This is a genomic window from Sphingobium subterraneum, assembly GCF_014199435.1.
GTDB classification, from domain to species: Bacteria; Pseudomonadota; Alphaproteobacteria; order Sphingomonadales; family Sphingomonadaceae; genus Sphingobium; species Sphingobium subterraneum.
In genome coordinates this window covers 379058-398971 of record NZ_JACIJP010000001.1, presented here as the reverse complement: position 1 = coordinate 398971, position 19914 = coordinate 379058, and the positions used below count along the sequence as shown (strand labels likewise).

The following is a 19914-nucleotide window of genomic DNA, read 5'->3' as shown; positions in this document are numbered from 1 at the left end:
ATGAGCTTTACCCGCACCGTTACCCCTGTGATCCTTTCTGGAGGATCCGGCACCCGTCTTTGGCCCCTCTCGCGCTCCGGCCGACCCAAGCAGTTTCTGCAATTTACTGAGGGCGGCACCATGCTGGAGCTGACCTTGCAACGGACCGGGGAACCGACCCGCTTCACCTCTGCGATCGTGGTGGGCAATGCCGGACATGCGGAGTTGTTGGCAAGTCAGTGTGGCGATGGCGCACGCTGCTTCATCCTGGAGCCGCTTGCCCGGAATACCGCGCCAGCCATTGCGCTGGCGGCGCTGGAGGCGGCACCGGATGATCTGTTGCTGATCAGCCCGAGTGATCATCTCATCGCGGATGTCGAAGCCTTTCACACGGCGGTGGCGAAGGCGCTCCCGCTGGCCGAGGACGGGTGGCTGGTGACATTCGGCATCATGCCGACCGGACCGGAAACCGGCTATGGCTATATCCGCCGTGGTGAAGAACTGGCGGACGGGGCGTTCCGTGTTGAGCGCTTCGTCGAAAAGCCTAATGTGGACGTCGCTCAGGGCTATCTGGATGAGGGCGGCTATAGCTGGAATGCGGGCATATTCCTGTTCCGGGCGGACGTGTATCTTGCGGCCATGCGCGAACATGCCCCGGCTATGCTGGAAGCAGCGCAAGCTGCGCTGGAACAGGCTCATCGTGCCGGACTGATGATTTCGCCCAATGCCGAGGCGTTTGCACGTTCGCCGTCGGATTCGATCGACTATGCGGTGATGGAGCGGGCGGAAAAGGTTGCGGTCGTCCCGGTCGACATGGGCTGGTCCGACATTGGCAGCTGGGACGCGCTTTACGACATCCTCGACAAGGATTCCGACGGGAATGCGCATGTTGGCGATGTTGCCAGCATCGGATCAAGCGGTTGCCTCATCCGTTCGGAGGGACCGGTCGTCACCGTTGCCGGGGTGCAGGATCTGATCGTGATCGCGACGGGCGACGCGGTGATGATCCTGCCGCGCGGGTCGAGCCAGGAGACGAAAACCATCGTCGAGCATTTGAAGCAGCGTGAGCATGTGACGCTCAGCCGCGCAGTGCCCGATCCGAGTTAATAAGTTAGGCGGCGGCGCGACCCAGGCGGTCGTTGATCGCCGCGCCGAGATCTGTTGACGGGATTGGGGCCACGGCAATGCGGCTGTGCGCGCTCGCGTCGGCGCGGTGGAGCGCGGCGAAAAGATGGGCCGCCGCCTCGACAAGGTCGCCCGTCTTACTGAGATTTTCGTCGCCATCATGCTCTCCGAAGCCGATGCGATATTCGTCATCCCGCCACTCCGTCGCGTTGAGACGGAGAGGTTTGCTGGGCGCATAATGGCTGGCGAGCTGGCCGGGAGCCTCAATTGAACTACTCTCGTTACGCGATACGGGGAGGCCGGAGGCGTCTTCCAGCATCGGGATCGTGATCGGGCCGGGACGCAGCACGCGCACAGCCTGTGGGGACGTCGCAACAATCGTCGATTCTACGCCCTTTTCCGTCGGCCCCGCATCGACAATCAGCGAAATGCGGCCGCCCAGACTGCGTAGGACATGTTCGGCAGAGGTCGGGCTGATAGTCCCGCTCCGGTTGGCGGATGGCGCAGCAAGCGGAACGCCGCACGCGCGGATGAGCTCAGCTATGGCGGGATGAGCAGGCATGCGCAGCGCCACGGTGGGCAGCCCGGCGGTCACCAGCGCCGAAAGACCCGAATCCGTGCGCACAGGCAGCACAAGCGTCAGAGGCCCCGGCCAAAAACGGTCCGCAAGCGCGCGAGCCACAGGATCGAAAACCGCCAGCTGATCGGCCATCGCAAAGTCCGCGACATGTACGATCAGCGGGTTGAAACGGGGGCGCCCTTTGGCCGCGTAGATGCGCGCAACCGCCTCCGATTCGCAGGCGTTGGCGGCGAGCCCATAGACGGTTTCGGTCGGCACCGCGACACATTCGCCTGCCCGAATGACGTCCGCCGCCTGCCGGATCCCCTCTGTGCCGTAGCGGCAAGTTCTTGTATGAAAGGGCGAGGCAGGGCTGGACATTGACAGCGCTATAGGCGCGCAACAATAGACGCAAAAGCATAAAGCGACTGGGCCGGTGCCCGGGGAAGGAAAAGCATGACGTATATCGCACCCACCCGTGAACAGCTTTTCGTGCTCGACCATGTTGTGGGCATGGCGGAGCTGCGCGCGTCAGAGCGTTTTTCGAGTGCCGAAGCCGACATGGTCGAAGCCATTGTCGACGGAGCCGGCCGCTTCGCCGAGGGCGAGTTCGCGCCGCTCAACACTGTGGGCGACCGGGAAGGGGTAAAGCTGTTCGAGGGGCAGGTGCGCATGCCCGCCGGTTTTGGGGAGGCCTATCGCGCCTATGTCGACAATGGCTGGGGCAGTATCGCCGCACCCGCCGATTTCGGGGGACAGGGGATGCCCGTGTCGCTGGCGACCGTCGCGCAGGAATGCCTTGGCAGCGCGAACATGGCGTTTGCGCTTTGCCCGATGCTGACCGTTGGCGCGATCGAGGCGTTGACCCACCACGGTTCGGCGGATCAGCAGGCGCAGTATCTGCCTCATCTCTCCTCCGGTAACTGGACGGGGACGATGAACCTGACCGAGCCGCAGGCCGGATCGGACGTGGGAGCGTTGCGGACGATGGCGACGCCCGTCGGCGACGGCAGTTTCAAGATCAAGGGCACGAAGATCTTTATTACGTTCGGCGACCACGACATGACCGAGAATATCGTGCATCTGGTGCTCGCCCGCACGCCGGGCGCCCCGGCAGGAACGAAGGGCATCTCGTTGTTCCTGGTGCCCAAATACAGGCTGGATGCGGACGGCAAGCCGGGCGCGTTCAACGATGTGCGGCCCGCATCGGTCGAGCACAAGCTCGGTATCCACGCGTCACCCACCTGTGTGCTGTCGTTCGGCGATGATGACGACTGCATCGGCCATTTGATCGGAGCAGAGGGCGCGGGGATGCGCGCCATGTTCACGATGATGAACAACGCCCGGCTGAACGTGGGTCTCCAGGGCGTGCAGGTTGCCGAACGGGCAAGCCAGCAGGCGCTTGCCTATGCGCGTGACCGGGTGCAGTCCGCCCGGGCGGGCAGCGGATCGCACACATCGGTCGCCATTATCGAGCACCCCGACGTGCGCCGCATGCTGCTGCGGTCCCGCGCGCTGACGCAGGCCATCCGTGCGCTGGTCTACTACGCCTTCGGCCAACTCGACCGGGCTGCGCTGGGCGACACGGAGGCTGCGCGACGGCTGGAACTGCTGACCCCGTTGGCGAAGGCCTATGGCACGGATATCGGCACCGAGGTCGCTTCGCTCAATGTGCAGGTGCACGGCGGCATGGGCTTCATTGAGGAGACCGGCGCTGCCCAGCATTATCGCGATATCCGCATCGCGGCGATCTACGAAGGGACCAACGGCATCCAGGCGGCCGATCTTGTCGGACGCAAGCTGGGGCTGGAGGGCGGCGCGACCGTCGCGCGGCTGTTGCACGACATCCGGGCGGATGCAGGGCACGAGGTGCACCTGCTGCGATTGGCCGAATTGGTCAGCGAGGTCGTTGCGTGGATGCATTCGCATGATTCGGTCGATGACCGGTTGGCGGGAAGCTATCCGCTGCTGACGATGCTGTCGGTTGCCACTGCCGGGTGGCTGATGGCGCGGCAGGAACATGTCGCTACGGCCATGCTCAATGCGGGCGAGGGCGATCCGACATTCCTGAAAAACAAGATCGCCGCTGCGCGCTATTATTGCGACGTTATTGTGCCGGAAGCATGCGGGCTGGCGGTGGCGGCACGGGCGGGCGCCGGGGCGCTCTATGCGCTGTCCGACGAGGAACTGGCTGCCTGACACGACTTGCTGCTTTGCTCGCCCGCCGATAGGAGGGCGACATGAACGACGAGACACTCGCACGCCTGATCACCGCTATCGAACGGCTGGCGCCTGCGCTGCCCGTGCAGGCCGATCTCCACGCTGCGCCTGCTTATGTCTGGGACGGGGCGAGCGCGCAGGCGGTCGAGGCTTTCGCGCCGGTCGCTTATGCGCTCCTCGCCGGAATCGACGCACAAAAGGCGACCCTGCTCGAAAACACCCGCCGCCATGCCGACGGGCTGCCCGCTCATGACGCGCTCCTGTGGGGCGCGCGGGGCACAGGCAAGTCGGCGAGCGTCGGCGCTGTCGTGGGCGCGTTGCAGAGCGAAGGGAAAGACATCGCCCTCATGCAGTGCGATGGCGACAGCCTTGCCAGCCTGCCCCGCCTGTTCTCGCTCCTGCGGGCGGCCAAGCGGCGGTTTGTGCTGTTCATCGACGATCTGGGATTTGACGATGCGGGTGGTGACGCGCGGGTGCTGCGGTCCCTGCTGGATGGAGGAGCAAGTTCGCGTCCAGCCAATGTGCGGCTCTATGTCACGTCCAATCGGCGGCATATCGTCCCGCGCCACCTGTCGGAGCAGGATGATCCGATCAACCAGCGCGATGTGGTCGACGACAAGCTGGCGCTATCCGATCGTTTCGGGCTGAGTCTCGGTTTCCATGTGCTCGATCAGGATGCCTATGCAGGGATCGTCGCGGGCTATGCGGCGCGGTTTGGCCTGGCCTTCGATCCGCTCGATGCGATCCAGTGGGCGACGCAGCGTGGCAGCCGATCGGGCCGCGTGGCATGGCAATATGTGGTGGAACTCGCCGGGCGACAGGGGAAAGCGCTCTAACGCCTTTCCTGACTGGAGCTTGGCTTAGCGCACGGTCGCGCGGTAGCTGATCTGGCCCATATCGCCGGGACGCAGCGGCGCACGGACGAGCCAGCGGACATGAGTGACGTCCTCCGCCATCGCAGGACGTGTCCCGCCAAGGCCGCTCGGCACGTTTAGTCGGTCGATGGTGCCCCAGCTGCGTCCGCCGTCGACGGACACTTCCATGCCCGGAACGGTTGGATCGATGCTGACATGGCGGGATACGGCGTTGGTGAGGGCGAAGTGGTTGACCGGCTGGCTGCCGGAGTTGCGGTAGCGGACAATGAAGATCAGGCGGTCGCCGGGTTCCAGCCGATCCGCTGCTTTGATGATGCGGCGCTGGTTGCCGTTCACGTCGGTCACGGTGCGTTCGACATAGCTTTGCGCCTGCCACTGGACGGGCTGAGCCTGGGCCGTCGCCGGGAGCAGGGCAGTGAAAATGGCAAGAGCCGGAATACGCATCGAAATTTCCTGAGACACTGATGCGATTCTTCTGCACCCGGACGGCAAATATATGGTTAACGGACGTTATAGCGGAGGCGGTTGACCGGCGCGGGTACCAGCGGCAATGCTGCTCCACGGCTTACCGTCCATCGGCGAGGATGAGGCCGTGTGGCGACAGGGATGGACATGAGCAAAGAGCGGGAAACGCGAAAAGACATCGACCAACGGCGCGATCGCCTCCTGGCTTCGCTGGCGTTGACGTCAGGCGTGGGGTTGGCGCTGGCGCTGCCGTTCGCGCTGAAGGCCGGTGCGGAATTCTTTCTGCCGCTGACCGCCGCGATTGTCATTGCCATCGCTTTGGTGCCTTTTCTCGAATGGATGGAGCGGCGTCGAATTCCGTCCGCGCTGGCCGCCTTGGTGTGCCTGATTGCCTTTCTGGTAGTTGCCAATACCGCGCTGGTGCTGATCATCGTTCCTGCAACGGACTGGTTTCGCGTCCTGCCCGAGCGGATCGGCCATATTCAGGCGAATCTTTCGCCGCTGATCGACTTCTATTCGCAGCTGCAGAAGTTCATCGACGAAACGCTCCAGATGCTGGCCAGTGGCCCCGTCGCCGCTGCGCAGACTGTGGCGGTGGAGGCACCCCGGTCCCTGCTGCAGCTGGCTGCGACATCGGCCCCGGCGGCGATCGTCCAGATGATGTTCGCCATGCTGGTCATCTATTTCTTCCTTGCCGGTTGGTCACGCCTGCGCCGCAATGCGATCCAGAGCCGCGACAGTTTTAACGGCGCCATGGCGATGGCGCAGGTGATCCAGAAACTGGTCGAGGCGACATCGGCCTATGTCTTAACGATTTCGGTCATCAACCTGTGCCTTGGCCTGTCCGTCGCCATCGCGCTGGCGCTGATCGGCATGCCTTCGCCGCTGATGTGGGGCGGTATCGTCGCGCTGCTGAACTTCATTCCCTATTTCGGGCCGGTTCTGGCTGCAGTGCTGCTCGGGCTGGGCGGATTGATGGTGTTCGACAATATCTGGATGGCGCTTGCTCCGGCTGCGGTGCAGATCGCCTGTCATCTGGTCGAGGCGAACATGATCACGCCTTTGGTGCTCGGGCGAAAGCTGACGATGAACCCCATCCTGATCCTCATCTCGCTCAGCTTCTGGGGATGGGTATGGGGAACACCGGGCGCACTGCTCGCTGTGCCGCTGCTGATCATCGTCCAGACAGTCATATCGGCGGCCGGAAAGCCGGATATCGCCGGTTTCCTCTTCGAGCAGGGGACGTTGACGGCGGTTCCGCGACGGGAAAATCTCGATAATGAAGATAGTGGGGCTGAGGAGAGTTGACAGCGCGTTTCGCTTCTTATAGCTGCGCGGCTCCACACCGAACGCGGGTGTAGCTCAGTTGGTTAGAGCGCCGGCCTGTCACGCCGGAGGTCGCGGGTTCAAGTCCCGTCACTCGCGCCATTCTCCTTAAGAGGAGTTGGTGTTTCCCGCAGAATTGATGTGTTTCAGGCCCTGTGCGGACGGGTCGGTCTGCTATCGCCAGCGCCCGGTTTCCATCCAGCGCAACAGCGGCTTCAACGGCGCAATCCATACGATCCCGGTGAAAATATACACCGCCGCCTGCACCAAACCCGGCAAGCGGGCGAGATGCTCCGACAGGCTGCCGATCAAAAACGCCCAGAATGCAATCAGCCCAAGGATGATGAACATTCCCGCCGGTTTACGCCAGCTGGGTTCTTCGGGGCGGATCATGCGGCGGGCTCCCTGTCTGATTCTATGAAGCTGCGCTCTGTCAGCACGGCGTGGAGCGGCAGATCCCACGGATCCACCGGAAGGTCGTCCATTTGCTGCACACTCCAGGCAAGGCCGATGCGTAGCGCCTGCTCGTAGCGCGCGAATGCCCGGTCATAATAGCCCCCACCTTGCCCGAGCCGCGTCATGGCGGCATCGAATGCAATGAGCGGCGCGATAATGGCATCAGGGTGGAGCGCTTCGGCGCCTTCTGCCGGGTGGCGGGTGCCGAAGCGCCCTTCGTCCAGGGGATCGCCCGGCATCCATGCCCGAAAATCCATCGTTCCTATCCGGTCGATGACACGCGGGAGGCACAGCCGTTTGCCGGACGCCACCAGTGCCTCGGCAAGACGCAGGGCGGGGGCCTCGTCGTCCTTCGGCACATACAGCGCTACGGTGTTGGCATCGTCGAGCATGACACGCAGCGGCGTGGGCAATGCGCGGAAGGCGAGGCGGTGGGCCATCGGATCGAGATCGGCGACGAATGCGCTGCGAAGTCCACGGGCTTGCAGGCGCAGGGCGGCTTTGTCGGTCAGGGAAACGTCTCCGTCAGAATTCGGGCGGAAGAAGCGGAAGGGCGGGGTGGCGGGACCGCCTTGGTCGTTTGCTGGAAAATCCTCTGACGCCTTTAACGTCAGGTGGGGACCATGTATCACGGGCCAGGGCCCGAACAGGGACAGTCCCCTTGGATGATGATATCGCCTCAGGGATGTTCGCTAAAGCTCGTGCCAGGCAGTACCCGCCACCTGTCAATTTAGGGGTCCGCGCGCGCAATAGCAAGGACTGGGGCAAGGTCAGGGATACAGACAGACCACGTTTATCCGGCAAGTTGTCCGGCGAGCGCCTCGATCCGTTCCGCCATGTGGTTGAGCCGCGCGGCGAGAGCATCTTCGCCGTCGCTGTCGACTGGGCGCAGGTCGAGGCTGCTCTGTTCGCCACGAGCACGGGATTTCTCGTCATGCAACTCGTCCGCCAGCAGAATCGCGGCGAACAGGAGCTGTCGCACTTCCGTCAGGCCGGGCGAAGCCTGTCGTGCGCTGGCGACCTTCGTGTCCACCAGCTCGGCGAGTCGGGACAGATGGATTTCGTCACCATCGCGGCAATGCATGGCATATTGGCGCCCGCCCACCGAGATCTGTACTTCAGCCATTTTCAGCGGCCTTCAGGTCGGAAATCAGGCTGTCAAGCTGTGCAAGGGCGCGGCGCACGCTGGCGTCGCGCGTCGAGCTGTCCGGTGCAGGCGGCGTGGCACGTGCATCCAATGCATCGGCACAAGCGCTCTCGGCATGGGCGATGGCCTGATCCAGTCGGCTGATGGCCTGAAGAAGTGCGGCGCCCGGCATTGCCATTTCATAGCAAGAAGCAGCGCCAATGCAAAAACTTCTGTTGGAGAAGGAGTATGCAGAGCAACGCGCCTGGAACCGGAGGAATCCCGAAGCTTTCCCGCCATCCGTCCCTCCGCCGGTTGACGATTCGGCGATTGGTCGACAAAGGGGTGCGGCAAACGACTCGCGGCCCCGGCGGCCCTTGCCACGAAAGAACCGGAATTTCATGACGCAACCGGAAAAGATGCTCGCCAACGCGATCCGCGTATTGTCGATGGACGCGGTGCAGGCGGCAAACAGTGGGCATCCTGGGATGCCGATGGGCATGGCTGATGTCGCGACGGTGCTCTTCAGCGACTATCTGAAATATGATCCGGCCCATCCGCACTGGGCCGACCGGGACCGCTTCGTGCTGTCCGCCGGTCATGGCTCGATGCTGATCTATGCGCTGCTCCACCTCACCGGCTATGCGCGTCCGACGATCGAGGATATCCGCAATTTCCGCCAGCTGCACAGCCCGTGCGCCGGTCACCCTGAAAATTTCGAACTGGCGGGCGTGGAAACGACCACCGGGCCGCTGGGGCAGGGCTTCGCCACCGCCGTGGGCATGGCGATCGCCGAGCGGCACCTGAATGCGACCTTCGGGGACGATCTCGTTGACCACCGCACATGGGTGATTGCGGGCGATGGGTGCCTGATGGAAGGCATCAACCATGAAGCGGTCGGGCTGGCCGGGCATCTGGGCATGGGGCGCCTGAACGTGTTGTGGGACGATAACCGCATTACCATCGACGGCGCCGTCTCCATGTCGTCGAGCGAGGATATTCCGGCGCGTTATCGCGCCTCGGGCTGGCATGTCGCGGAGTGCGACGGGCATGATTTTGCCGATATCCGCCGCGCGATGGACGAAGCGCTCGCCGATCCGCGCCCGTCGCTGATCGCGTGCCGCACGATCATCGGCTATGGCGCGCCCAACAAGCAAGGCAGCCATGCGGTGCACGGCGCGCCGCTGGGAGGTGACGAGATCACCGCCGCGCGGCAGGAGCTGGGCTGGAGTGCGGCTCCGTTCGAAATTCCCAGTGAGATCAAGGATCAATGGCTTGCCCTTGGCAGGCGCTCTCAGGATACGCGCGCGCAATGGGAACAGCGCCTTGCCGCCCATGCCCAGCGTGGCGAGTTCGAGCGGCGCATGGCAGGTACGCTCGACGCCGCGACCCCGACGAAGGCGTTCATCGCCGACCTGCTCGCGTCCCCCCAGAAGGTAGCGACCCGCAAGGCGTCGGAAATGGCGCTCGGTCCGTTGACGGCTGCTCTCCCAGAAATGCTGGGCGGATCGGCCGACCTCACTGGTTCCAACAACACCAAGACGGCCGCCACCAAGCCGTTGAGCAAGGATGATTATTCCGGCCGCTACGTCTATTACGGCATTCGTGAATTCGGCATGGCTGCGGCGATGAATGGCATGGCGCTGCATGGCGGCGTGGTGCCGTATGGCGGCACTTTCCTCGTCTTCAGCGACTATTGCCGCAACGCGATCCGCATGTCCGCGCTTCAGCGTGCGCGGGTCGTCTATGTCCTGACCCATGACAGCATCGGCCTGGGCGAAGATGGTCCGACGCATCAGCCTATCGAGCACATCATGTCGATGCGCATGATCCCCAATCTCGACGTGCTCCGGCCGTGCGATGTGGTGGAAACCGCCGAATGCTGGCAGCTGGCCCTGGAAAATGCCGAGGGCCCGTCGGTGCTCGCGCTGACCCGCCAAAACCTCCCGCAGCTGCGCGACAGCGCGGACGAGAACCGCTCGGCAAAAGGCGCATATCGCCTCCATGCCGCAGAGGCGAACCGCCGTGTCGTCATTGTCGCTACCGGATCGGAAGTCGAAATCGCGATCGCCGTCGCGAAGCAGCTCGACGCGCAGGGCATCGGCACGGACGTCGTTTCCATGCCGAGCTGGTCGCGCTTCGCCGCCCAACCGGCATCCTATCGCGACGACATCCTGCCGCACGACGTGCTGCGCGTGTCGATCGAGGCGGGGACGACCTTCGGCTGGGAGGCCATCACCGGTATCTCCGGCCTGCGCTTCGGCATCGACAGCTTTGGCGCATCGGCCCCGATCGAGGCGCTGTACGATCATTTCGGCCTGACGGCGGAGAAGATCGCGCCGCAGATCGTTGCGGCATTGAACGGATAAACAGACAACATCTCGAACTATCACAGGAGCACGAACAGTGGCTGTCAAAGTAGCAATCAACGGTTTTGGACGCATCGGACGGCTGGTCGCCCGCGCCATTCTCCAGCGCACCGACCATGACCTCGAACTGGTCAGCATCAACGACCTGGGCGACGCCAAGTCCAACGCGCTCCTGTTCAAGCGTGACAGCGTGCACGGCAATTTCCCCGGCACCGTGGAAGTCGACGGCAATGACCTGATTATCAACGGCAAGCGCATCCATGTGTCGGCCGAGCGTGACCCCGCCAACCTGCCGCACGCCGCGAACGGCGTCGATATCGCGCTGGAATGCACCGGCATCTTCGCGGACAAGGCCAAGGCCAGCGCGCATTTGACCGCTGGCGCGAAGCGCGTCGTCATCTCCGCGCCCGCAACCGGTGTCGACAAGACGGTGGTGTTCGGCGTCAATCATGACACGCTGAGCGCAGCAGATGTCGTTATCTCCAACGCGAGCTGCACGACCAACTGCCTCGCGCCGCTCGCCAAGGTGCTGCACGATGCCATCGGCATCGAAAAGGGCTTCATGACGACGATCCACAGCTACACCAACGACCAGAACACACTGGACCAGTTGCACAAGGACATGCGCCGCGCCCGTGCCGCCGCTGTCTCGATGATCCCGACCACCACCGGCGCTGCCCGCGCAGTGGGCGAAGTGCTGCCCGAACTGAAGGGCAAGCTTGACGGTTCGTCCGTGCGCGTGCCGACGCCCAACGTGTCGGTCGTCGACCTCAAGTTCATCGCCAACCGAGCGACGACGGTCGAGGAAGTCAACAGCCTGCTGAAGGCGGCATCGGAATCCGGCCCGCTCAAGGGCGTGCTCGGCTATTCGGACGAGCCGCTGGTGTCGATCGACTACAACACCGATCCGCGTAGCTCGACGGTCGACAGCCTCGAAACGGCCGTCGTCGACGGCAACCTCGTGCGCGTACTGAGCTGGTACGACAATGAATGGGGCTTCTCCAACCGGATGATCGACACCACCGGCGTGGTGGCAAAGTTCCTGTAAACCAATACCGTTCGTGCTGAGTAGAGGCCGAGCCTGTCGAAGCCTCGTATCGAAGTACCGCGACCCTTCGATACGCCACTTCGACAGGCTCAGTGGCTACTCAGGGCGAACGGAAAAAAGGACTGGTCCGTGGCAAAACCCTTCAAGACCCTCGACGATATGGGCGATATCACTGGCAAGCGCGTTCTGGTGCGCGAGGATCTCAACGTGCCGATGCAGGACGGCGCGGTGAGTGACGACACGCGGCTGCGCGCGGCGATGCCGACGATCAACGAGTTGTCCGATCGCGGCGCGAAGGTGCTGGTTCTCGCGCATTTTGGGCGGCCCAAGGGCCAGCCCAGCGCGGAATTCTCGCTAGAGAAGATCGCGGGTCCGCTCAGCCATGTGCTGGGTCGTCCGGTCCGCTATATCGACTGGGAGGGGGATGCCGCAGCGATCGAGAGCCTGCAGCCCGGCGACATCGCGGTGCTCGAGAACACGCGGTTCTTCGGCGGCGAGGAGAAGAACGATCCTGCTGTTGTTGCACGGTTCGCGAAGCTGGGTAATCTTTATGTGAACGACGCCTTCTCCGCGGCGCACCGTGCCCATGCTTCGACCGAGGGGCTGGCCCATGTTCTGCCCGCCTTCGCCGGGCGCGCGATGGAAAAGGAACTTGATGCGCTGACCGCTGCGCTGGGCAGCCCGGTCAAGCCGGTCGCCGCGGTTGTGGGGGGCGCAAAGGTCTCCACCAAGCTCGACGTGCTGACCAACCTGATGAGCAAGGTCGACCACCTGATCATCGGCGGGGGCATGGCCAACACCTTCCTTGCGGCGCGCGGCGTCGATGTCGGGAAGTCGCTGTGCGAGCATGATCTTGCCGAAACCGCGGAAAAAATCATGAATGCGGCGGATGCCGCCGGATGCACCATCCATCTGCCCTATGACGTGGTGGTAGCCAAGGAATTTGCCGCCAATCCGCCGTCGGTGCGGACTTGCAATGTCCATGAAGTTGCGGCGGACGAGATGATCCTCGATGTCGGCCCCTCGGCGGTCGAGGCGCTGGGCGATGTGCTTAAGACCTGCAAGACGCTGGTGTGGAACGGCCCGCTCGGCGCGTTCGAAATCGCCCCGTTCGATACCGCGACGGTCGCGCTTGCCCGCACGGCCGCGGCGTTGACGCGGGAAGGCTCGCTGGTCTCCGTCGCGGGCGGCGGGGACACCGTGGCAGCGTTGAACCATGCTGGTGCCGCGGCGGACTTCACGTTCGTTTCGACGGCCGGAGGTGCCTTCCTTGAATGGATGGAAGGCAAGGATCTGCCGGGCGTCACAGCGTTAATGGCGGCCTAACCCGTTAACTCTCTTTGTTGCGATGCAGCATTGAGCAGCGGGGAAGTTTGCGCTACGCGCAGGGCACTTAATCGAACATTCCTTTGGTGCAGGACAAGGACCGACACATGAACTTTACGGAAATGCACGACAAGATTGGCGCGGGCAAAGGCTTTATCGCTGCGCTCGACCAGAGCGGCGGTTCGACGCCTAAGGCACTGAAGGGGTACGGCGTCGAGGAAGGCGCCTGGTCGACCGACGAGGAAATGTTCGGCCTGATTCACGACATGCGCGCGCGCATCATCACGTCACCCTGCTTTACGGGAGAGAAAGTGATCGGCGCGATCCTGTTCGAGCGCACGATGGACGGCCAGGTCGACGGCAAGCCGACCCCGCAGGCGTTGGTCGAGCGCGGCGTTGTCCCCTTCATCAAGATCGACAAGGGCCTCGAGGACGAAGCCAATGGCGTTCAGATGATGAAGCCAATGCCGGAACTCGATGTACTCCTGAAGCGCGCCAAGGCGCTGGGCGTGTTCGGCACCAAGGAACGGTCCGTTATCAATCTGGCCAATCGCGAAGGCATTGCCGCGATCGTCGCGCAGCAGTTCGAAGTCGGGCAACAGGTGCTGGCCGCCGGACTGATGCCGATGCTGGAGCCGGAAATCAACATTCAGAGCCCCGAGCGGGCGCAGGCGGACCAGATCCTTCTGGAAGAGACGCTCAAGGCGCTCGACGCGATGCCGGGCACCGATAAGGTGATGCTCAAGCTCTCCATCCCTGCGACATCGGGTCTGTATGATCCGCTGGTCGATCACCCGCGCGTGCTGCGCGTCGTGGCGCTCTCCGGCGGGTACAGCCGGCCGGATGCGTGCGCAGAACTGGCGAAGAACCGTGGAATGATCGCGAGCTTCAGTCGCGCGCTTCTCGAGGATCTTCGCCACCCGATGAGCGCGGACGAGTTCGACGGCTCGCTCGGCGGCGCGATCGACGAGATCTATACGGCGTCGACCGTCAAGGCCTGAACTGGCGGTCCTTGGGAATAGACGAGGGCGGGGCCATTGCTCCGCCCTTTTCGTTTCCATCGCCGCAGGCTTGGTCTAAAAGGCGGCCGATGAACGACTTTACGCCCGAAGAACTCGCGCTCGACCCTGGCTTTGCGGACCGGTTTGAAAAAGAGCGCCGTCCCCCCTGCCAGCTCTACCTGATCTCGCCTCCGACGATCGACACAGGCTTCGTGAATACGCTGGCGCGCGCGCTCGATGGCGGGCCGGTGGCTGCCTTTCAATTACGGCTTAAGGGGATGGACGAGGACGCAATTGCAGCGCTTGCACTCCCGTTGCAGCGCCTGTGCGCGCAGCGGGAAGTGGCGTTTATCATCAACGACAGCGCTGCACTCGCGCATCGGCTCGGCGCGGACGGTGTGCATTTGGGGCAGGGCGATGGCAAGGTTGCTGAAGCCCGCAAGCTGCTCGGTCGCGAAGCGCAGATCGGCGTGACGTGCCACGATAGCCGACACCTTGCGATGGAGGCGGGTGAAGCGGGCGCGGATTATGTCGCGTTTGGCGCCTTCTATCCGACGACGACGAAAGAGACCGAATATCGCCCCGATCCGTCACTTCTGTCATGGTGGACAACCGTGTTCGGACTACCGTGCGTCGCCATCGGCGGGATTACGCCAGACAATGCCCAGCCCTTGATCAACGCCGGGACGGACTTCATTGCAGTGAGCAGCGCTGTGTGGAAGTACCCGGAAGGGCCGGAATCCGGCGTCGCGGCGTTTAGCGCGCTATTGGGTGCGGACAAAAGAAAAGGGGCGCGGCCACTGTAAACCGCACCCCTCATAAACGCGTTCAGATGGGCTGAACCGCGATTATTTCTCATTGTCCTTCACGCCCACAACGGGAACGTCGATTTCGGTCTTTTCCGTCTCGATCTTAGGAACGTCTACGCTGGTCGACTTGGTGCCGACGACGACTTCCTTAGACTGCATGTCGACATCGGGCAAAGCTCCACCCTTGGCGCTCACGTCGACGTCGGGAAGCGCGCCGCCCTGAACATCGGCTTTCCAGAAACCGGTGGCGAACAAGATGCCGACCACGATCAACGCAAGAACAACGATGATGGCAAGTGTGCGGCCGAAGCCACTCCGGCGTTCGACCACGGTCACGTTAGGATCATTTCTGTAGTCGGCCATAAATTCCTCCTCTGCAAGATGAGACAGAAAACCAGAACGAAGGCGAAATGTTCCATGAACGCGACCACCAGCGGATCGTTCAGCCTATTGCCACCGGAACGACCAGCCGCTAAAGGCGCACCCGGCTCTTTCCACCCTTTCAACCACAGGCAGTAACGCGATGGCTAAGATCAGCGGCGTCGAAATCCGTCCCGGCAACAATATCGAATATGAAGGCGGCCTGTGGCGCGCGGTGAAGATTCAGCACACCCAGCCTGGTAAGGGCGGCGCCTATATGCAGGTGGAGCTGAAGAATCTGATCGACGGGCGCAAGAACAACGTCCGTTTCCGCTCCGCCGAAAGCGTCGAGCGGATCCGGCTCGATACCAAGGATTTCCAGTATCTCTACGCCGAAGGCGACATGCTGGTGTTCATGGATCAGGAAACCTACGAGCAGATCAATCTGCCCGCCGAATTGTTGGGCGATGCGGCCGATTTCCTGCAGGACGGCATGGAAGTGACCCTCGAAATGTATGATGAGCGCCCGATTTCGGTGCAGCTGCCAGATACGATCGAGGCGACCGTCGTGGAAGCCGACGCCGTGGTGAAGGGGCAGACGGCCTCGGCATCGTACAAGCCGGCGATCCTCGATAACGGCGTACGCGTCATGGTGCCGCCGCATATCGTATCGGGCACGCGCATCGTTGTGGATGTCTATGCCCGCGAATATGTGAAACGCGCGGATTAATCCTTGTCAGCCCCTCATTGTGAGGGGAGGGGTGGGGCCGTCTGACGGCTCGGCTTCATATCGTAATCACCCCCGACCCCTCCCTTGAAAGGGACGGCGGAGAACAATATGGTATCGCATTCAGGCCTGCTCACCGTCATGGAACGCGCCGCGCGTAAGGCAGCGCCGCGATTGCGCCGTGACTTTGGCGAGGTCGAGCATCTGCAAGTCAGCCGCAAGGGGCCAGCCGACTTTGTCAGCCTCGCCGACAAGCGCTGCGAGGATGCCCTCGTTGCGGAGTTGAAGAATGCGCGCCCCGACTGGGGTTTCCTGCTGGAGGAAGGCGGCGAGATCAAGGGTGATCCCACCAAACCTCGCTGGATCATCGATCCGCTCGACGGCACGACGAATTTTCTCCACGGCATCCCGCATTTCGCGATCTCGATCGCGGTGGAGGAGCCGATGCCCAATGGCAAGCGCGAGATCACCACGGGCCTTATCTATCAGCCGATCACCGACGAAAGCTATTGGGCGGAACGTTCGCGCGGGGCCTGGCTGCATGACCGGCGGCTGCGTGTGTCGGCACGGCGCGACCTGGCCGACTGCCTGATCGCGACGGGCATCCCCTTTTTGGGTCATGGCGACATGGCCGAGTGGAGTCGCATTTTCGGTGCTGTCGCACCCTCGGTCGCGGGCATCCGCCGCTTTGGATCGGCGGCGCTCGATCTCGCCCACGTCGCCTCAGGTCGCTATGACGGCTTCTGGGAAAGCGGTCTGCAGCCCTGGGATGTCGCGGCCGGGCTGCTCCTTGTGCGGGAAGCGGGCGGTTTCGCCACCGATTTCCGGGGCGGCGATCAGCCGATCGAGCGGCGTCAGGTGATCGCGGGCAACGACGCTGTTCACAGCAAATTGCACAAGATCGTTGCGGGCGCCTTGCGCTAGGCACGCCGCGGCTGTCTTACCCGCTTGAAAAGTTCAATTGCGATTCATTCTCAGTGCTTCCTCCCCTTGCTTCGCAGGTGCAGCGGTCCTAAAGCCGCATCGTTAACCCAACGTCCTTTGTCTGGGGAAATTCCTTGGTCGACCTCGCGCAATATCTGCCGATTCTGATTTTTCTGGGTATCGCCCTCGCGCTGTCGAGCGCATTCGTGTTCCTGCCCATGGCGGTCGGCCGCCTGACGGGGGCGCACAAGCCAGATCCCGAGAAACTGAGCGAATATGAATGCGGCTTTCCCGCGTTCGAGGATCCGCGCAGCCAGTTCGACGTGCGCTTCTATCTGGTGGCGATCCTGTTCATTATTTTCGATCTGGAAGCCGCATTTCTGTTCCCCTGGGCGGTCAGCCTGGACCAGATCGGCTGGGCGGGCTGGGCGACGATGATGGTGTTTATCGGTGAGCTGGTGCTCGGCCTGATCTATGCGTGGAAGAAGGGAGCACTCGATTGGGAGTAGAGCTTGAGCGTCCGGCCATGGTCCCGGCGACCGCGCCCGACCAGGATTTCTTCAACGCGCTGACCGGCGAAGTCAACGACAAGGGGTTTCTCGTCACATCGACAGAGGAGCTGTTCCAGTGGGCGCGTACCGGCTCGCTCTGGTGGATGACCTTTGGTCTGGCCTGCTGCGCGGTCGAGATGATCCACGTCAACATGCCGCGTTATGACATGGAGCGTTTCGGTGCGGCTCCGCGCGCATCCCCGCGCCAGAGCGACGTCATGATCGTCGCGGGCACGCTCTGCAACAAGATGGCTCCGGCGCTGCGCAAGGTCTATGACCAGATGAGCGAGCCGAAATATGTGATTTCCATGGGCAGCTGTGCGAATGGCGGGGGCTATTACCACTACAGCTATTCCGTGGTGCGCGGGTGCGATCGCATCGTGCCGGTCGACATCTACGTTCCCGGATGCCCGCCGACCGCCGAAGCGTTGCTCTACGGCGTGATGCAGTTGCAGCGGAAGATCCGCCGCATTGGCACGATCGAGCGCTGAGGGGGCAGGCATGGCACATTCGGCACCCCGGATCGCAACGATCGATGGTATTGCAGAAGACCTTAGCGCATTGATCGGCGCGGACCTGATCGACTTGAAGGACGCCGCAGACGAGCTGACCTTTGTCGTTCGGCGCGACAGCATTGTTTCCGTCATGACGCGCCTGCGCGACGAGGCGCAGTATCAGCAGTTGATGGAAATCGCGGGGGTCGACTATCTCGACCGGCCGGAGCGGTTCGAGGTGGTGTATCACCTGCTGAGCGTCACCCGCAATCACCGCATCCGTATCAAGCTGTCGACCGACGAGGACATGCCCGTTCCGTCCGTCACCGGTATCTGGCCGGTTGCGGGCTGGCTGGAACGCGAAGTGTTCGACATGTACGGCGTGATCTTCTCGGGCAACACCGACCTGCGCCGGATCCTCACCGACTACGGTTTCCGTGGCCATCCGCAGCGCAAGGACTTCCCGCTCACCGGTCATGTCGAGCTGCGTTATTCCGAGGAGGAAAAGCGCGTAGTGTATGAGCCAGTCCAGCTGGCGCAGGACTTCCGCAGCTTCGATTTCCTCTCGCCCTGGGAAGGCGCGCAATATGTGCTGCCCGGTGACGAGAAGGCTCCGCAGGCGCCCGGTGCGCCGTCGCCCGTGCCCGCTGCGCCACCGCCGCCTCCACCGTCACCCACTGCGCCTGTGACGACGCCGAAGGTGACGGAAAAGCCGGAGCATACCGGGGCAGGGGAGGCCGCCAATACGGCCTCGAAGAAGCGTTCGCCCGCCGTCAGGAAGGGCAGCGCCAGCGCCGGTGGCGCGAAGTCCGCTGCCGGGACGTCTCGGGATGCGGTTCCCTCCGCGTCCGACAAGCCCAAGCGCACGCGCAAGCCCAAGACCGAGGATAAGGCATGAGCGAGGCCCTCGACATCATCGACGTCGCCCCCGGTGGCGAGGTGGATATTCAGAACTATACGATCAACTTCGGCCCGCAGCATCCGGCGGCGCACGGCGTGCTGCGCCTCGTGCTGGAACTGGACGGCGAGATCATCGAGCGCGTCGATCCGCATATCGGCCTGCTCCATCGCGGCACCGAAAAGCTGATCGAGTACAAGACATACCTGCAGGCGCTGCCCTATTTCGACCGGCTCGATTATTGCTCGCCGCTCGGCATGGAGCACAGCTATGTGCTGGCGATCGAGAAGCTGCTGAACCTCGAAGTGCCGCTGCGCGCGCAATATCTGCGCGTGTTCTTCGCGGAGCTGACGCGCATCTGCAACCATATGCTCAACCTCGGGTCGCACGTCATGGACGTCGGCGCGATGACGCCGAATCTGTGGCTGTTCGAAATCCGCGAGGATTGCCTCAACTTCTTCGAGCGCGCGTCCGGCGCGCGGATGCACAGCGCCTATTTTCGTCCCGGCGGTGTGCATCAGGATGTACCGCTCAAGCTGCTGGCCGACATCGCCGACTGGCTCGATACGCGTTTGCCACGATTGTTCGAGGACGCGATCAGCCTTGTGGCCGACAACCGCATCTTCAAGCAGCGCAACGTCGACATTGCCGTCGTCTCCAAGGAAGACGCGCTCAAATGGGGCTTCTCCGGCCCGATGATCCGGGGCTCGGGCATTCCGTGGGACATCCGCAAATCGCAGCCCTATGACGTGTACGACCGGATGGAATTCGATGTGCCCGTCGGCACCCGCTACGATTGTTACGATCGTTTCATGGTCCGGGTCGAGGAAGTGCGCCAGTCCGCGCGCATCATGAAGCAGTGCCTGAATGATATGCCCGAAGGCCCGATCGCCAGCTTCGACCGCAAGGTCGTGCCGCCCAAGCGCGGTGAAATGAAGCAGTCGATGGAAGCGCTCATCCACCACTTCAAACTCTATACCGAGGGCTTCCACGTGCCCGCGGGCGAAGTCTATGTCGCGACCGAAAGCCCCAAGGGCGAGTTCGGCGTTTATCTGGTGAGCGACGGGTCCAACAAACCCTATCGCTGCAAGATCCGCCCGACGGCGTTCAGCCACCTGCAGGCGATGGACTTCATGATGAAGGGCCACATGCTCGCCGACGTCACCGCTGTATTGGGCGCAATGGACATCGTGTTTGGGGAGTGTGACCGGTGAGGATAATCGGTTTTATTATCGCGACGTTAGCGATGGCATTATGCCTTTTTTCGGTGTTTATC

General features: G+C 62.8%; 22 protein-coding genes and 1 tRNA gene. 16 read left to right on the top strand and 7 right to left on the bottom strand.

What is annotated here, in order from left to right; translation table 11 throughout:
• Positions 1–1086, top strand: coding sequence for a mannose-1-phosphate guanylyltransferase/mannose-6-phosphate isomerase (locus FHS92_RS01955; protein ID WP_184077022.1), 1086 nt, complete (start codon positions 1–3; stop codon positions 1084–1086).
• A gap of 4 nt (positions 1087–1090) precedes the next feature.
• On the opposite strand, the gene FHS92_RS01950 is transcribed toward FHS92_RS01955, so the two are convergent.
• Positions 1091–2044 carry an L-threonylcarbamoyladenylate synthase gene (locus FHS92_RS01950; RefSeq protein ID WP_184077020.1) on the bottom strand — a complete coding sequence of 318 codons (954 nt, stop codon included), beginning with the start codon at positions 2042–2044 and terminating at the stop codon, positions 1091–1093.
• Between the two features lie 75 nt (positions 2045–2119).
• Between FHS92_RS01950 and FHS92_RS01945 the strand changes: the two genes are divergently transcribed.
• Both FHS92_RS01945 and FHS92_RS01940 read left to right on the top strand, forming a co-directional pair.
• Complete coding sequence (locus FHS92_RS01945; protein WP_184077018.1) at positions 2120–3862, top strand: acyl-CoA dehydrogenase; 1743 nt, start codon at positions 2120–2122, stop codon at positions 3860–3862.
• Between the two features lie 41 nt (positions 3863–3903).
• Complete coding sequence (locus FHS92_RS01940; RefSeq protein WP_184077016.1) at positions 3904–4719, top strand: ATP-binding protein; 816 nt, start codon at positions 3904–3906, stop codon at positions 4717–4719.
• Between the two features lie 24 nt (positions 4720–4743).
• Here FHS92_RS01940 and FHS92_RS01935 read toward each other — a convergent pair whose 3' ends face one another.
• Positions 4744–5202 carry a hypothetical protein gene (locus FHS92_RS01935; RefSeq protein ID WP_184077013.1) on the bottom strand — a complete coding sequence of 153 codons (459 nt, stop codon included), beginning with the start codon at positions 5200–5202 and terminating at the stop codon, positions 4744–4746.
• Between the two features lie 162 nt (positions 5203–5364).
• Between FHS92_RS01935 and FHS92_RS01930 the strand changes: the two genes are divergently transcribed.
• Together FHS92_RS01930 and FHS92_RS01925 are read left to right on the top strand one after the other, a co-directional pair.
• Positions 5365–6531, top strand: a complete 1167-nt coding sequence (locus FHS92_RS01930; RefSeq protein WP_184077011.1) for an AI-2E family transporter — start codon at positions 5365–5367, stop codon at positions 6529–6531.
• 43 nt (positions 6532–6574) lie between these two features.
• A tRNA-Asp gene (locus FHS92_RS01925) sits at positions 6575–6651 on the top strand.
• Between the two features lie 72 nt (positions 6652–6723).
• Here the strand turns inward: FHS92_RS01925 and FHS92_RS01920 are convergent.
• The 4 genes from FHS92_RS01920 to FHS92_RS01905 all read right to left on the bottom strand — a co-directional run bounded on the left by FHS92_RS01920 (position 6724) and on the right by FHS92_RS01905 (position 8324).
• Positions 6724–6942, bottom strand: coding sequence for a DUF2842 domain-containing protein (locus FHS92_RS01920; RefSeq protein WP_184077009.1), 219 nt, complete (start codon positions 6940–6942; stop codon positions 6724–6726).
• Positions 6939–7517, bottom strand: coding sequence for a 5-formyltetrahydrofolate cyclo-ligase (locus FHS92_RS01915; protein WP_184078694.1), 579 nt, complete (start codon positions 7515–7517; stop codon positions 6939–6941). The genes FHS92_RS01920 and FHS92_RS01915 overlap by 4 nt, the downstream gene beginning before the upstream one ends.
• A gap of 281 nt (positions 7518–7798) precedes the next feature.
• Entirely contained in the window at positions 7799–8131 is a 333-nt protein-coding gene (locus tag FHS92_RS01910; protein ID WP_184077007.1) for a cell division protein ZapA, read from the bottom strand.
• The gene (locus tag FHS92_RS01905) at positions 8124–8324 is read right to left on the bottom strand and encodes a hypothetical protein (protein ID WP_221230851.1); all 201 of its coding nucleotides are present in this window, start codon (positions 8322–8324) and stop codon (positions 8124–8126) included. The genes FHS92_RS01910 and FHS92_RS01905 overlap by 8 nt, the downstream gene beginning before the upstream one ends.
• 208 nt (positions 8325–8532) lie before the next feature.
• On the opposite strand from FHS92_RS01905, the gene tkt reads away from it, so the two are divergent.
• The 5 genes from tkt to thiE all read left to right on the top strand — a co-directional run bounded on the left by tkt (position 8533) and on the right by thiE (position 14681).
• Positions 8533–10500: a transketolase gene (tkt, locus tag FHS92_RS01900; RefSeq protein WP_184077003.1), complete on the top strand. Its 1968-nt coding sequence runs from the start codon at positions 8533–8535 to the stop codon at positions 10498–10500.
• Between the two features lie 37 nt (positions 10501–10537).
• Complete coding sequence (gap, locus tag FHS92_RS01895) at positions 10538–11548, top strand: type I glyceraldehyde-3-phosphate dehydrogenase (protein WP_184077001.1); 1011 nt, start codon at positions 10538–10540, stop codon at positions 11546–11548.
• 129 nt (positions 11549–11677) lie between these two features.
• Positions 11678–12874: a phosphoglycerate kinase gene (locus FHS92_RS01890; RefSeq protein WP_184076999.1), complete on the top strand. Its 1197-nt coding sequence runs from the start codon at positions 11678–11680 to the stop codon at positions 12872–12874.
• A 107-nt stretch (positions 12875–12981) separates the two neighbouring features.
• Positions 12982–13875 (top strand): fructose bisphosphate aldolase, encoded by an 894-nt coding sequence (locus tag FHS92_RS01885; RefSeq protein WP_184076997.1) that lies wholly within the window; start codon positions 12982–12984, stop codon positions 13873–13875.
• A gap of 89 nt (positions 13876–13964) precedes the next feature.
• The gene (gene thiE, locus FHS92_RS01880) at positions 13965–14681 is read left to right on the top strand and encodes a thiamine phosphate synthase (protein ID WP_184076995.1); all 717 of its coding nucleotides are present in this window, start codon (positions 13965–13967) and stop codon (positions 14679–14681) included.
• 42 nt (positions 14682–14723) lie between these two features.
• Here thiE and FHS92_RS01875 read toward each other — a convergent pair whose 3' ends face one another.
• On the bottom strand, positions 14724–15047 hold the full coding sequence (locus tag FHS92_RS01875) for a hypothetical protein (RefSeq protein ID WP_184076993.1): 324 nt from the start codon (positions 15045–15047) through the stop codon (positions 14724–14726).
• A 160-nt stretch (positions 15048–15207) separates the two neighbouring features.
• On the opposite strand from FHS92_RS01875, the gene efp reads away from it, so the two are divergent.
• From efp to FHS92_RS01845, 6 genes are all read left to right on the top strand, one after another.
• Complete coding sequence (gene efp, locus FHS92_RS01870) at positions 15208–15774, top strand: elongation factor P (protein ID WP_184076991.1); 567 nt, start codon at positions 15208–15210, stop codon at positions 15772–15774.
• Between the two features lie 108 nt (positions 15775–15882).
• The gene (locus tag FHS92_RS01865) at positions 15883–16695 is read left to right on the top strand and encodes an inositol monophosphatase family protein (RefSeq protein WP_184076989.1); all 813 of its coding nucleotides are present in this window, start codon (positions 15883–15885) and stop codon (positions 16693–16695) included.
• A 134-nt stretch (positions 16696–16829) separates the two neighbouring features.
• The gene (locus FHS92_RS01860) at positions 16830–17204 is read left to right on the top strand and encodes an NADH-quinone oxidoreductase subunit A (RefSeq protein WP_184076987.1); all 375 of its coding nucleotides are present in this window, start codon (positions 16830–16832) and stop codon (positions 17202–17204) included.
• A gap of 17 nt (positions 17205–17221) precedes the next feature.
• Positions 17222–17737: a NuoB/complex I 20 kDa subunit family protein gene (locus FHS92_RS01855; protein ID WP_184078692.1), complete on the top strand. Its 516-nt coding sequence runs from the start codon at positions 17222–17224 to the stop codon at positions 17735–17737.
• A gap of 10 nt (positions 17738–17747) precedes the next feature.
• Entirely contained in the window at positions 17748–18638 is an 891-nt protein-coding gene (locus FHS92_RS01850; protein WP_184076985.1) for an NADH-quinone oxidoreductase subunit C, read from the top strand.
• Positions 18635–19852: an NADH-quinone oxidoreductase subunit D gene (locus tag FHS92_RS01845; protein ID WP_184076983.1), complete on the top strand. Its 1218-nt coding sequence runs from the start codon at positions 18635–18637 to the stop codon at positions 19850–19852. Before FHS92_RS01850 ends, FHS92_RS01845 begins: the two co-directional genes overlap by 4 nt.
• The last annotated feature ends 62 nt before the right edge of the window (positions 19853–19914 follow it).